Source organism: Vannielia litorea (assembly GCF_900142295.1).
Taxonomy (GTDB): domain Bacteria; phylum Pseudomonadota; class Alphaproteobacteria; order Rhodobacterales; family Rhodobacteraceae; genus Vannielia; species Vannielia litorea.
Window position 1 is genome coordinate 1,232,947 of record NZ_FSRL01000001.1, and the last position, 12,454, is coordinate 1,245,400.

The 12,454-nt window shown below is 67.1% G+C and carries 14 protein-coding genes; 8 read left to right on the forward strand and 6 right to left on the reverse strand.

Going from position 1 to position 12,454, the window contains the following annotated elements; genetic code table 11:
• Positions 1-11: 11 nt before the first annotated feature.
• Together BUR94_RS06205 and BUR94_RS06210 are read left to right on the forward strand one after the other, a co-directional pair.
• Positions 12-797, forward strand: coding sequence for a type III pantothenate kinase (locus BUR94_RS06205; protein ID WP_074255357.1), 786 nt, complete (start codon positions 12-14; stop codon positions 795-797).
• The gene (locus tag BUR94_RS06210) at positions 794-2,461 is read left to right on the forward strand and encodes a ribonuclease J (protein WP_074255358.1); all 1,668 of its coding nucleotides are present in this window, start codon (positions 794-796) and stop codon (positions 2,459-2,461) included. The genes BUR94_RS06205 and BUR94_RS06210 overlap by 4 nt, the downstream gene beginning before the upstream one ends.
• A gap of 67 nt (positions 2,462-2,528) precedes the next feature.
• Here the strand turns inward: BUR94_RS06210 and BUR94_RS06215 are convergent, their stop codons facing one another.
• Both BUR94_RS06215 and BUR94_RS06220 read right to left on the reverse strand, forming a co-directional pair.
• Positions 2,529-4,478: a bifunctional 2',3'-cyclic-nucleotide 2'-phosphodiesterase/3'-nucleotidase gene (locus tag BUR94_RS06215; RefSeq protein WP_074255359.1), complete on the reverse strand. Its 1,950-nt coding sequence runs from the start codon at positions 4,476-4,478 to the stop codon at positions 2,529-2,531.
• Positions 4,479-4,539: 61 nt separating this feature from the next.
• Positions 4,540-5,016 (reverse strand): lytic transglycosylase domain-containing protein, encoded by a 477-nt coding sequence (locus tag BUR94_RS06220; RefSeq protein WP_074255360.1) that lies wholly within the window; start codon positions 5,014-5,016, stop codon positions 4,540-4,542.
• Positions 5,017-5,280: 264 nt separating this feature from the next.
• Between BUR94_RS06220 and BUR94_RS06225 the strand changes: the two genes are divergently transcribed.
• A complete protein-coding gene (locus BUR94_RS06225) occupies positions 5,281-5,901 on the forward strand; it encodes a hypothetical protein (RefSeq protein WP_175570429.1) in 621 nt (206 codons plus the stop codon).
• A gap of 106 nt (positions 5,902-6,007) precedes the next feature.
• On the opposite strand, the gene rplI is transcribed toward BUR94_RS06225, so the two are convergent.
• Genes rplI through rpsF form a run of 3 tightly spaced genes read right to left on the reverse strand, consistent with a single transcriptional unit; the run spans position 6,008 to position 7,266 of the window.
• The gene (gene rplI, locus BUR94_RS06230; protein ID WP_074255362.1) at positions 6,008-6,643 is read right to left on the reverse strand and encodes a 50S ribosomal protein L9; all 636 of its coding nucleotides are present in this window, start codon (positions 6,641-6,643) and stop codon (positions 6,008-6,010) included.
• Positions 6,644-6,655: 12 nt separating this feature from the next.
• A complete protein-coding gene (gene rpsR / locus BUR94_RS06235) occupies positions 6,656-6,883 on the reverse strand; it encodes a 30S ribosomal protein S18 (RefSeq protein ID WP_036700444.1) in 228 nt (75 codons plus the stop codon).
• Positions 6,884-6,912: 29 nt separating this feature from the next.
• A complete protein-coding gene (rpsF, locus tag BUR94_RS06240; RefSeq protein ID WP_074255363.1) occupies positions 6,913-7,266 on the reverse strand; it encodes a 30S ribosomal protein S6 in 354 nt (117 codons plus the stop codon).
• Positions 7,267-7,550: 284 nt separating this feature from the next.
• Here rpsF and BUR94_RS06245 point away from each other — a divergent pair, with 284 nt between their 5' ends.
• Together BUR94_RS06245 and BUR94_RS06250 are read left to right on the forward strand one after the other, a co-directional pair.
• Positions 7,551-8,066: a hypothetical protein gene (locus tag BUR94_RS06245; RefSeq protein WP_074255364.1), complete on the forward strand. Its 516-nt coding sequence runs from the start codon at positions 7,551-7,553 to the stop codon at positions 8,064-8,066.
• 149 nt (positions 8,067-8,215) lie between these two features.
• Positions 8,216-8,794 (forward strand): YceI family protein, encoded by a 579-nt coding sequence (locus BUR94_RS06250; RefSeq protein WP_074255365.1) that lies wholly within the window; start codon positions 8,216-8,218, stop codon positions 8,792-8,794.
• 81 nt (positions 8,795-8,875) lie between these two features.
• Here BUR94_RS06250 and BUR94_RS06255 read toward each other — a convergent pair whose 3' ends face one another.
• Positions 8,876-10,156, reverse strand: coding sequence for a cytochrome b/b6 domain-containing protein (locus BUR94_RS06255; protein ID WP_074255366.1), 1,281 nt, complete (start codon positions 10,154-10,156; stop codon positions 8,876-8,878).
• Positions 10,157-10,346: 190 nt separating this feature from the next.
• Here BUR94_RS06255 and fabD point away from each other — a divergent pair, with 190 nt between their 5' ends.
• The 3 genes from fabD (at position 10,347) to BUR94_RS06270 (ending at position 12,453) form a co-directional block, all read left to right on the forward strand.
• Positions 10,347-11,288 carry an ACP S-malonyltransferase gene (fabD, locus tag BUR94_RS06260; protein ID WP_074255367.1) on the forward strand — a complete coding sequence of 314 codons (942 nt, stop codon included), beginning with the start codon at positions 10,347-10,349 and terminating at the stop codon, positions 11,286-11,288.
• Positions 11,289-11,294: 6 nt separating this feature from the next.
• A complete protein-coding gene (gene fabG / locus BUR94_RS06265; RefSeq protein ID WP_074255368.1) occupies positions 11,295-12,032 on the forward strand; it encodes a 3-oxoacyl-[acyl-carrier-protein] reductase in 738 nt (245 codons plus the stop codon).
• Positions 12,033-12,219: 187 nt separating this feature from the next.
• Positions 12,220-12,453: an acyl carrier protein gene (locus tag BUR94_RS06270; protein WP_074255369.1), complete on the forward strand. Its 234-nt coding sequence runs from the start codon at positions 12,220-12,222 to the stop codon at positions 12,451-12,453.
• The last annotated feature ends 1 nt before the right edge of the window (position 12,454 follow it).

The window sequence follows — 12,454 nt, forward strand, 5'->3', positions numbered from 1 at the left end:
GGGACGCTGCCATGCTGCTCTGCATCGACTGCGGCAATACCAACACGGTGTTCTCGGTCTGGGACGGCGAGAGCTTTCTGGCCACGCTGCGGACCTCCTCCGAGCATCAGCGCACCGCCGACCAGTACTGGGTGTGGTTCAGCCAGCTCATGGAGCACCGCAAGGTGCCGATCGACATCGACGCGGTGATCATCTCCTCCACGGTGCCGCGGGTGGTGTTCAACCTGCGGGTCTTCTCGGATCGCTACTTCAACTGCCGTCCGATGGTGGTGGGCAAGCCAGGCTGCGAGCTGCCGGTGCCGCCGCGGGTGGACGCGGGCGTGGCGGTGGGCCCCGACCGGCTGGTGAACACGGCGGGCGCCTTCGACCGGCATGGCGGCAACCTGATCGTGGTGGATTTCGGCACGGCGACCACGATGGACGTGGTGGCCGAGGACGGGGCCTATGTGGGTGGCGTGATTGCGCCGGGCGTGAACCTGAGCCTGGAGGCGCTGCACATGGCCGCGGCGGCACTGCCGCATGTGGATGTGACCAAGCCCGAGAAGGTGATTGGCACCAATACGGTGGCCTGCATGCAGTCGGGCGTGTTCTGGGGCTATGTGGGCCTCGTGAATGGCATCTGCGACCAGATAAAGGCCGAGTACGGCAAGGAAATGCGGGTGATTTCGACCGGCGGGCTTGCGCCGCTCTTCCAGATGGGGCACGCCCGGTTCGACGCATTCGAGGACGACCTTACGATGCATGGGCTGACGGTGATCCATGCCTATAACATGAGCCAAGCGGGGCAGACTGCATGAGTGACGAGCGGCTGATCTACCTTCCTCTCGGGGGGGCCGGAGAGGTGGGCATGAACGCCTACGTTTACGGCTACGGAAAACCGGGTCAGGAGCGCCTGATCCTGGTGGATCTGGGCGTGACCTTTCCTGACATGGACGGCACGCCGGGGGTGGACCTGATCTTTCCCGACATGACCTGGCTCAAGGAGAACCGGGACCGGCTGGAGGCGATCTTCATCACCCATGGCCACGAGGACCACGTGGGCGGCATCGGGCACTTCTGGGCCGATCTGCGGGCGCCGGTGTTCTGCCGTCGTTTCACCGCCGCGCTGGCAGTGCGCAAGATGGACGAGCAAGGGCAGGACGTGGAGCATGTAAATGCCGTCGGCGCCTGGCCTGAGACCGTGAAGGCCGGGCCGTTCAAGGTGGGCTTCGTGCCGGTGTCCCACTCGATCCCCGAGAGCTCCGGCCTGGTGATCGACACGCCGGCGGGGCGGGTCGTGCATACCGGAGACTTCAAGCTCGACGGCAACCCGGTGGTCGGCGAGGCCTTCGACCCGAAGCTGTGGAACGAGATCGCCAAGCCGGGCGTGCAGGCGCTGGTCTGCGACAGCACCAACATCATGAGCCCCAACCCGGGCCGTTCGGAGGGCTCGCTGCCGCCGGCGTTGAACAGGCTGGTGGCGGAAGCCGAGGGCATGATCGTCTGCACCACCTTTGCCTCCAACGTGGCGCGGGTGAAGACTCTGGCGGATGCCGGCGTGGCGGCGGGCCGGTCGGTCTGCCTGCTGGGGCGCGCGATGAAGCGAATGGTGGCAGTGGCCATCGACACCGGCGTGCTGGAGAAGTTTCCGCATACGGTGACGCCCGAGGAGGCCGTGGATCTCCCGCGCGAGAGCCTCATGCTGATCGTCACCGGCAGCCAGGGCGAGCGGCGGGCGGCCTCGGCGCAGCTGAGCCGCGGCAAGTTTCTCGGGCTGACGATGAAGGAGGGCGATACCTTCCTGTTCTCGTCCAAGACCATCCCCGGCAACGAGCGCGGCGTGCTCAGGATCGTCAACGCCTTCTCGGAGATGGGCGTCGACGTGGTGGACGACTCGGGCGGCCTGTATCACGTGTCTGGCCATGCCAACCGGCCCGACCTCGAGGCGATGCACGACCTGATGCACCCGAAGATCCTCGTGCCGATGCACGGCGAGCACCGGATGCTGCGCGAGCACGCCAAGGCGGGGGAGGCCAAGGGCATCCCGTCGGTGGTGGCGGTGAATGGCTCGATGGTGGACCTGACCGGCCCGCAGCCGCAGATCGTGGAATATGTCGAGACCGGCCGGACCTATCTGGACGGCTCGGTGAAGATCGGGGCGCTGGACGGCGTGGTGCGCGATCGGATCCGGGTGGCGCTGAATGGCCAGGTCTTCGTGACGCTCATCATGGACGAGAACGACGAGCCGCTGGGCGAGCCCTGGGCGGAGCTGGTGGGCCTGCCCGAGGAGGGCCGCTCACGCGCGCCGCTGGTGGAACTGATCGAGGCGGCGGCGGACGGATTCATCCAGCGGGCCGACGATAAGGTGCTGACCGACGACGACCAGCTCGAAGAGGGGCTGCGCCGCGTGGTGCGCCAGACAGCGGTGGAAGAGATCGGCAAGAAGCCCGAAGTCGTGGTGGTCATCAGCCGGCTGACCTGACGGGCAAGCCGCTCACGGCTGCGCAGGAACAGGGGCGGCTCCGGGGATCGGAGCCGCCCCTTCTGGTTCAGAGCGTGATGCGGAAGGCGGCGAAGCCGTCGGCCCCGTCGCCTGCGGGCTCGATGGTGACGCCCTTCACCGAGGCCGCGTAGTCGGCCGCCTTGGGGCCGGTCTCGAAGAGCACGGTGGTGCCTTCGAGGGGTGCGAAGGTCCAGTTTGCATCGGCGGCGGGGGCGATCTCGCCTTGCTCCACGATGTAGCGCACGATCACGTCGCGGTTGGTATCGGGGCCTTCGAAGATGATGGTGGAGCCATCGGCGCCGGGGAAGCTGCCGCCGCCCTCGGCGCGGTAGTTGTTGGTGGCCACAACGAATTGTTGCGCCGGGTCAATGGGTTGCCCGTTGAACTGAAGGTTGACGATGCGGTTGGCATCGGGGTTCAGCGGCTCGCCCTTGGGGCCATATTTCGACGGTTGGGAGAGGTCGATCTGATAGGTGACGCCGTCGATGATGTCGAAGTTGTAGCTGGGGAAATCGGGGTTCAGCAGGATCGCGTCGGCGCTGCCGGGGTCGATCTGGTTGAACATGCCCGCAGACCGCTCGAGCCAGTCCTTGACCGTTGCGCCGTCGATCAGCACGGCGCGGACGGTGTTGGGGTAGAGGTACAGGTCGGCCACGTTCTTGATGGCGACGGCACCGGGCGCGACATCGGTGTAGTACTCCGGCCCGCCACGGCCACCGGCCTTGAAGGGGGCGGCGGCGGAGAGGATCGGCAGGCCCTCCCACTCGGTGCCCTGCATCATCTGCTCGATATACCAGGTCTGGGCGTTGGACACGACCTGCACGGAAGGGTCGTCGGCCACCAGCGCGAAGTAGCTGTGCAGCGGCACGGTGGTGGTGCCGACGGCGCGGCGTACGTATTCCAGCGTGGCCTCGTGCTCGGCCTTCACAGAGTCGAGCACGGCCTGGTCGTCCTCGACCAGCGCGGTGATGGAGCGGTCCTCGTTGCGCTTGGAGATGGGGCGGGCCTCGGCGGTGTGGCCGGTGACGCGCCAGCCGGAGCCGTCCTTCTCGAGCATCAGGTCGATGAGCCCGAGGTGGGAGCCCCAGAAACCGCCCATGACGGCGGGTTTGCCGTGGATCGTGCCGGCGGCGGCATCGACGGCGGCATAGTCGGCGTAGGTGTCGGAGGGGAAGACGAGGTGGCTGTGGCCGGTCATCACGCAGTCGATGCCGTCGATGGCGGCGAGCGGGACGGAGGCGTTTTCCATCATCTCGGTCTCGTCCGCCGAGCCGATGCCGGAGTGGGACAGGGCGATGACGATATCGGCCCCGGCCTCGCGCATCTCGGGCACGTACTTGCGGGCCGAGGCCAAGATGTCGCGCGCCTCGACGTTGCCCTCGAGGTGCTTGCGATCCCAGTTCATGACCTGGGGCGGGACGAAGCCGATGATGCCGATCCGGATGGGATGCTTCTCGCCGGCGCCGTCGATGAGCTCGCGATCGAGGATGACGTAGGGCTCCAGCAGGGTCTCGCCGCCGCCGGGCTTGACGATGTTGGCGCAGACCACAGGGTAGCCCGCCCCGGCCAGCGCCTTGGTTAGGAACTCGAGCCCGTAGTTGAACTCGTGGTTGCCCAGCGTCGAGACCTCGATGCCGACGGTGTTCATGGCGGTGATGACGGGGTGGCTGTCGCCCTCCTTCATCCCGCGTTCGTAGGCGATGTAATCGCCCATCGGGTTGCCTTGCAGGAAGTCGCCGTTGTCGAGCAGGAGCGAGTTGGTGGCCTCGGCCCGGATCTCGGCCACGATGGAGGCGGTGCGGGACAGGCCCAGCGTATCGACGGGCTTGTCGGCGTAGTAGTCGTAGGGCCAGACGTGCACGTGCAGGTCGGTGGTTTCCATCAGGCGGAGGTGGGCCTGACCAGCCTGGGCGCGGGCGGAGAAGGGGTGCAGCAGGATGAAGCTGCCGGCCGCGGTGGATGCCAGAAAGCTGCGGCGGTTGAGTTGTCGGGGCATGGGAGCGTCCTCTCGGTTGGGTTTTGCGCCCGGTTTGCCCGGGTCGTGTAAAACTGGCGTGTCAGCCGCGCAGGCCGGTCTCCTCGAGCAGGCCGAGGCGCTTGGCCTCATAGTAGTAGCCGCGAGCATACCAGCCAATGGCGCTGTCGATATCGCCACCCGAGACGATCCAGGCGCCCTTCAGATACTTGCCCGCGTATTTGAGGTTGGTCTCGGCATCGAGCAGGTCGGACGGCGCGCCGCGAAAGCCCATGGTGCGGGCGGTCTGTGGCAGAATCTGCATGAGGCCGTAGTAGGGGCCGTTGCGGGCGGCCGGGTTATGGGTGCTCTCGCGGATGCAGACCCGGTGGATCAGCTCGGCGGGCATGTCGTGGATCACGGCGTATTTGTTGATCAGCGCGCGCAGCTCGGGCGTTTCTTGCGGGTAGAGCGGCGGGTTGAACGGGCCACGGGCGGGCGTGTCGGGCTCTGGGCCATCGCCGCATGCAGCGAGAGGCAGGGCGGCGAGGAGGGCGAGAAAGGATCTGCGAGTCGTCATGTGGGGAGCGTGGCAGGCCGCGCGCAGCTTGGCGAGAGGTGCCGAAGCGACACAGGGGAAATTCGCCGAAGAGTGGCAGGGCCGGGTTGCCGCATTTCTGCCCCAATTGGGATGCTGGGATACCCCTCCAACGACTCGCGGAACGGGAGCAGGCAGATGGGGCAGCACGGCACGGTTGAAGCCTTTTTCAAGGCGGGGCCACACGACGGTGGTGCCTGCCTCGCGGAATGGCTGGCCGGGCAGAACCAAGAGGTCTGGGCTCACGTGATCCGCGGCCTGGAGGGCCAGTGGGCCACGGCGGAGGGACGGGTGCTGGAGTGGATGGTGGGGCGGCGCGAGTTGGACCGCTCCAACGCGGTGCGCCTGTTCTGGAGCCTGTTCAACCCCGAAGTCTGGATGGGAACGCGCGAGGATGCACGGCTGGCGGCGGCGATGGCGCGGTTGGCGGAGCGGTTCGGCGCCGGGTTCTATACCGTGCAGGCGCTGGAGATCACGCGGGCGGAGGCCTTCTGCTTTCGCCACAGGTTGCGGCGTATGCTGCGCCGGGCCCGCGGGGAGGGTTGGAGCGAGAGCGGGGCACTGGTGAGCATTCCCGAAGCCTTCGTGCGGCCGATGCGCGGATTGCCGGTGGGCGACCAGCCGGCGCTGCATCCGTCGCGCAGCCTGACGGGCGAGGAGCGACGGGCGGCGGAGGGCCTTGGCGCGGGGTTGATGGTGGCCGGGCGGGCCGTGATGACGCGCCGGAGGCGCGAGGCATGGCGCGGCTGGGTCAAGCTGCGTGTCTTGCAGGGCGCGGCGCTGGCCGGTTGTGCGGCGGCGGCGACCGGGAGCTGGATGTTTCTGACCCAGGACATGCGCCAGATGCTGGCGATGGTCGGCTACTGAGCCTCACGCGGCGGCGAATGTGACCGTGGTCACAAATGCCTGTGGCGAATGAAAAAGGCCGCTCCCGGGGGAGCGGCCTTCTGGATTCTCTTGCCTGTCGAAGGACTTACTTGTCGTCCTCGTCGCCTTCGGCGTCCTCGACAGCCTGGGCGGCGGGCGAGGGCTCGTCACCGAAGTCGTCGTTGGCGGCCTGGCCGATGTCATCGAACAGCTCGGCGATCTCGAATTCGGCGGCGGCCTCCTCTTCGGCGGCCAGCTCCTGGATCGACTTGCCGGAGGCCTGAAGCTCGGCTTCCTCGGTCGAACGGGCGACGTTGAGGATGATGGTCACCTCCACCTCGGGGTGCAGGTTGACGTGAACCTCGTGCAGACCGAGCTCCTTGATCGGACGGGCGAGCGCGACCTGGCGCTTGTCGATCGAGAAGCCCTCGGCGGTGGCGGCATCGGCGGCGTCACGCGGGGTGACGGAGCCGTAGAGCGCACCGGCGTCGGAGGCGGAGCGAATCACGACGAATTGCTGACCGGCGAGCTTTTCGGCGAGGGCGTCGGCCTCTTTTTTGGTCTCCAGGTTGCGGGCCTCGAGCTGGGCCTTCTCGCCCTCGAAGCGGGCGATGTTGGCCTCGTTGGCGCGCAGGGCCTTGCCCTGGGGCAGGAGATAGTTGCGGGCGTAGCCCTCTTTGACGTTCACGACTTCGCCCATCTGGCCAAGTTTGGCGACACGTTCCAGCAGGATGATTTGCATTGCGATCTCTCCTTACTTCACGGCGTAGGGGAGCAGGGCGAGGAAGCGGGCGCGTTTGATGGCGCGGGCCAGTTCACGCTGCTTCTTGGCGCTGACGGCGGTGATACGGGAGGGCACGATCTTGCCACGCTCGGAGATGTAGCGCTGGAGCAGGCGGGTGTCCTTGTAGTCGATGGCGGGCGCGTTCTCACCAGAGAACGGGCAGACCTTGCGACGGCGGAAAAACGGTTTGGTAGCCATGGCTTACTGTCCTTTTCTCAGGTTGCGGATCAACGGCGCTCGCGGCGCGGCTCGCGCTCGTCACGCTTCTGCATCTGGGCCGAGGGGCCCTCTTCGTGGGCGTCGACCTTGATGGTCAGAACGCGCATCACGTCGTCATGCAGGCGCATCAGGCGCTCCATCTCCTGCACGGCGCCGGCGGGCGCGTCGGTGCGCAGGTAGGCGTAGTGCCCCTTGCGGTTCTTGTTGATCTTGTAGGCCATGGTCTTCACGCCCCAGTACTCGTGCTCGACGACCTTGCCGCCGTTGTCACCGAGGACGGAGGAGAAGTGTTCGATCAGGCCCTCGGCCTGGGCGCCGGACAGATCCTGGCGCGAAATGAAGACATGCTCGTAGAGCGGCATGTGGCAGTTCCCTTTTGTTTCGAGCGGGCTTCAAAGCCGGGCCTCACGTCTCTTCGCGGCCCGGGCACGAGTGGCTCCGCTGTGAGTTGGTGTGCGAAGAGATGGGGCCTTTTACACGAGCGCAGGCCGGTTGCAAGCCTCGTGGCGGCCAAGGGGCTGTTGCGGAAAGGACTCGCGCACGGGCAATGCGCCATGGGAGCTGACAATTTGCCTTAAAATCGCCGGGCCGGGCGGCATCATGAGGTCAACACGGGCGCACGACCCGGGCAGAGACAGGCAGAGCTATGGTTTCGATCGACAGGCATTCACGCGGCGAGGGGCTGCGGATCACCGAACGGCTGGGCGGCTATGTCCTGGCGGAAGACGGCGAGATCGCGCCGGGGCAGGCGATGGGGCGGCTGTTCGGGGTCAGTCTCATCGTGGCCGGGCTGGGGCTTCTGGTGCTGCCGGTGGGCGTGGCGATGGTGACCAAGGTCGTGATCGTCGCGGGCCTCGTGGTGACGGGCGGGATCTTTGCCGCGCGTGGCGGGGCGGCTGAGCGCATGGAGCTCGAGGTGGACCTGGAGAAGCGGCTGCTGCGGCGCCGGCGCTTGTGCGGTTCGGGACGGGCGCAACTGGTGGCGCAATGGAGCTTCGACGCGATCTCGGGGATCGACGTGGAAGGCGAGACCGGGCGGGGTGCGCTCTTCGTGCAGTCGGGCGGCCGCAAGGGTGCGGTACTGCGCGGCGCGCCGGAGGCGCTGCGAGATGCGGCGCGGCGGATTGGGGCGGACCTGCTGCGGTGCCGGAAGGCGGGCTGACGCACGGTTCGCTGCGGGCACAAGCCTGCATCACATGCACATGATGCGCGCAATACCACAGGAGCTGTGCGCGGGCGCGCGTTGCTTTCCGCGTTGCGGCGTCGGATGTCTTCGGGGAAGAGTTTGACCCCCGAAAGGACCTCAACGTGTTGAAATCCCACATCCTTGGCGCCGCTGTCGCGGTCGCCGCCGCTTCCCCCGCCTTTGCCGAGGCCGAGAAATACGCGCTGGACGCCAGCCACAGCCAGATCGTCTTCAGCTACGACCACTTCGGCTTCTCCACCACGACCTCCATGTTCTCCGGTTTTGACGGCGAGATCATGTGGGACAAGGAAGACCCCGCCGCCTCGAGCGTGACCGTGACCTTCCCGGAGTCGAGTCTGATCTCTGGCTGGGATGAGCGCACCCAGCACCTGATGAGCGGCGACTTCTTTGGCGCCGATGCGGGCGAGGACATCACCTTTGCCTCCACGGCGATCGAGGTGACCGGCGACGACACTGCGCTGATCACCGGCGATCTGACCATGAACGGCGTGACCAAGCCGGTCGTGCTGGACGCCAGGCTGAACGGCGCCGCCGATGCGCACCCGATGGCCGGTGTGCCGTGGGCCGGGTTCAGCGCCACCACCACGCTGAAGCGCAGTGACTTCAACCTCGGGGCCTTCGCGCCGATGGTGAGCGACGAGGTGGCCGTGGAAATCTCGATCGAGGCCGGCAAGTTCGAATGATCCGCTGACGAGTCTGATGCAGAAGGGCCGCCGGATGATCCGGCGGCCCTTTTTGCATGTGCGACGGGCGCATTGGCCGCCCTAGCGGATGGCTGTGATCTCGATGGCGATCTCGACGGGGAAGGCCAGGGAGGCCTCGTCGGTCATGCTGTCGCCCACATGGAAGGTGCGGCGATCGAGGGTGGTGGTGCCCGAGGCGGTGGCGGTGTCGTCTTCGATGGAGAGGGTGAAGGGCAGGGGCACCGGGGCGCTGTGGCCCTTGATGGTCAGGGTTCCATCGACGGTGAGGGTGCCGTCTGCTCCCGCGATGATCGGGCCGGCGTAGGTGGCCGTGGGGTGCCGGGCGCTGTCGAAGTAATCCGGCCCCTGGGCCTGGGCCGCGACTGTGCCGAGGGTGAGGCTGGCGATGGAGATGATCACATCGGCCCGGCCTTTCTCGGGGCCGGGGGCCTCCGGGTCATAGGCTATCGTGGCGGTGAAATCGGGGAAGCTGCCGGAGACGGACGCGCCCATCTGGGTGATCGTGAGGCCGATGGTCCCGGACTGGACAGCCCAGAGATGGCTGTCGGCGGCGGCCTCGCTTTGCTCGTTTACATCCGTTGCCTCGCTTTGCTCGGTTACATCCGTTGCCTCGCTTTGCTCGGTTACATCCGTTGCCTCGCTTTGCTCGGCGGGGGCAGGCTCTTCGCTGCGCTCATCGCCGGTGACGAAGGGCAGCGCGAGGGCGACGGCGAGGGTGGCACCGGCGAGCAGCGCGGGCAGGGGGCCGTGGCCCCTGGCCTCGGGCGGCGTGGGCGGCGTGCGGCGGGTGAACCATATGCGGGCGAGGGTGCCGTCACGGTCGATCACCGCGTGTTTCAGCGCGCCGGCCACATGCAGGCCGACCGCGCCGAGGATGACCCAGGTGAGCGCGACATGCATGTGGGCGAAGGCGACGGCGAGGGGGATGTCCTTGGGGATGAAGGGCAGGTCCTGGCCGAAGGGCCAGAGGATCGGGGCGTAGCCCTCGGAAGCGGCGTGCTCGATCCAGCCGGTGACGGGCAGGGCGATGATGGAGCCGTAGAGCAGCCAGTGGACCGTGGTGGCCGCGAGGCTCTCGGCGCGGTTGTCGTTGAGGTGGCGCGGATGCGGCTGGGTCAGGGTCCAGCCGATGCGGGCCAGGGCGACGACAAAGAGGGTGACGCCGAGGGTCTTGTGCAGGGAGAAGAGGAGCCACTTGGTATCGAAGGCCTCCTGCGTGTCGTATGGCCAGCCGTTGGCCAGCTTGCCGAGCGGGAAGAGGGCGAGGATGAGCAGGACGGTGAGCCAGTGGAAGCTTTTGGAAACGGTGCCGTAGCTGGCGGGGGTGTTGGCGAGGGGCATTGCGGAACTCCGGTTGTCGGCGCGACGATATCGCTGTGCGAAGGCGGCGAGTAGGGGGCAGGGATGCAAGCCGGTTGTGCGGAGGGGCACAGAATAAACCGCCCGCCCGGGGCGTAAGGGCTCTGGCGGGCGTGACTTGTGGCGTGGAACGCGACAGGCTAGGACGGGCAAAACAACCATGGAGGGGGCGATGAGGGCATTCGTTTTTCCGGGCCAGGGGGCGCAGGTGATCGGCATGGGCAAGGCGCTGGCCGAGGCCTATCCGGCGGCGGCGGCCGTGTTCGAAGAGGTCGACGAGGCGCTGGGAGAGAAGCTCTCGGCGCTGATCTGGGAGGGCGAGGCCGCCGAGCTGACGCTGACGGCCAATGCCCAGCCCGCGCTGATGGCCACCTCGATGGCGGCGATGCGCGCGCTGGAGGCCGAAGGGGTCAAGGTGACAGATGCGGCCTTTGTGGCCGGGCACAGCCTTGGCGAATATTCGGCGCTCTGCGCGACGGGCTGCCTGACGCTCGCCGATGCCGCGCGGCTGTTGCGTACGCGCGGGCAGGCGATGCAGGCGGCGGTGCCGGTGGGAGAGGGCGCCATGGCCGCGATCCTCGGGCTGGACTTCGCCGCCGTGGCGGCGGTGGCCAGGGAGGCCAGCGAGAACGGCATCTGTCAGGCCGCCAATGACAATGACCCGGCGCAGGTGGTGATCTCGGGCACGAGGGCCTGCGTGGAATCGGCCTGCGAGCTGGCCAAGGAGCGTGGCGCGAAGCGGGCGATGCTCTTGCCGGTGTCGGCGCCCTTCCACAGCCAGCTGATGGCGCCGGCGGCGGAGGTGATGGCGCGGGCGCTGGCGGAGGTCGACATGGAGAACCCCGCCGTGCCGGTGGTGACCAACGTCCTGGCCCACGCGACCTCGAACCCCACGACGATCCGCTCGCTGCTGGTGGAGCAGGTGACCGGCCGGGTGCGCTGGCGCGAGAGCGTGCAGTTCATGGTGCACGAAGGCGTGACGGAATTCTGGGAGATCGGCGCGGGCAAGGCGCTCAGCGGCATGATCCGGCGGATCGAGAAGGAGGCGGCCACGGTTGCGGTGGGCACGCCCGAGGATGTGGCGGCGGCACTGGCCTCGCTGAACAAGGAGTGACAGGTGATGTTTGATCTGACGGGCAAATGCGCCTTGGTGACCGGGGCCTCCGGCGGGATCGGTGGCGAGATCGCGAAGGCGCTGCACGGCGCGGGCGCGACGGTGGGGCTGAGCGGCACCCGCGAGGAGCCGCTGAAGGCGCTGGCGGCCGAGCTGGGCGAGCGCGCCCATGTGCTGCCCTGCAACCTGGGCGATGCCGATGCGGTCACCGCCCTGCCCAAGCAGGCCGCCGAGGCGATGGGCGGGCTGGACATTCTCGTCAACAACGCCGGTGTGACCCGCGACAACCTCTTCATGCGGATGAGCGAGGAGGAGTGGGCGCAGGTGATCGAGGTGAATCTCACCGCGGCCTTCCGGCTCTGCAAGGGCGTGCTGCGGGGCATGATGAAGAACCGCTGGGGGCGGATCATCAACGTGTCTTCCGTGGTGGGCGCTACCGGCAACCCGGGGCAGGCCAATTATGCCGCCTCCAAGGCGGGGCTCGTCGGCATGAGCAAGAGCCTTGCCTATGAGGTTGCAAGCCGGAACATCACGGTGAACTGCATCGCGCCGGGGTTCATCACCACTGCCATGACCGACAAGCTCAACGACGAGCAGAAGGGCGCCATCATGGGGCAGATCCCTGCCGGCCGGATGGGTGACGCCTCTGAAATCGCCGCAGCGGCGCTATATCTGGCCAGCAACGAGGCCGGTTACACAACAGGAACCACCTTGCACGTGAACGGCGGGATGGCCATGATCTGACCGCAGGGGCGCCTTTTTGGCGCTCTTGGGAAAGCGTTTGCGTCCGCCTGAAACCGTGTTATAGGCGGCGCACATTTCGAGCGGCTTGGGGTGAAAGCCCTTGGCAGGCAGGGCCTTGGTGGAGACTCCACCCGGGGCAAGGGACATCGGAAGGGCGCGAAGGCCCGGAAACTTACGGAGAAATTTCATGAGCGATATCGCTGATCGGGTTAAGAAGATCGTGGTGGAACACCTGAGCGTCGAAGAGTCCAAGGTGACCGAGAACGCCTCGTTCATCGACGATCTGGGCGCCGACAGCCTCGACACCGTCGAGCTGGTCATGGCCTTCGAGGAGGAGTTCGGTATCGAGATCCCGGACGATGCGGCCGAGACCATCCAGACCTTCGGCGATGCGGTGAAGTTCATCTCCGAAGCCGCCTGAT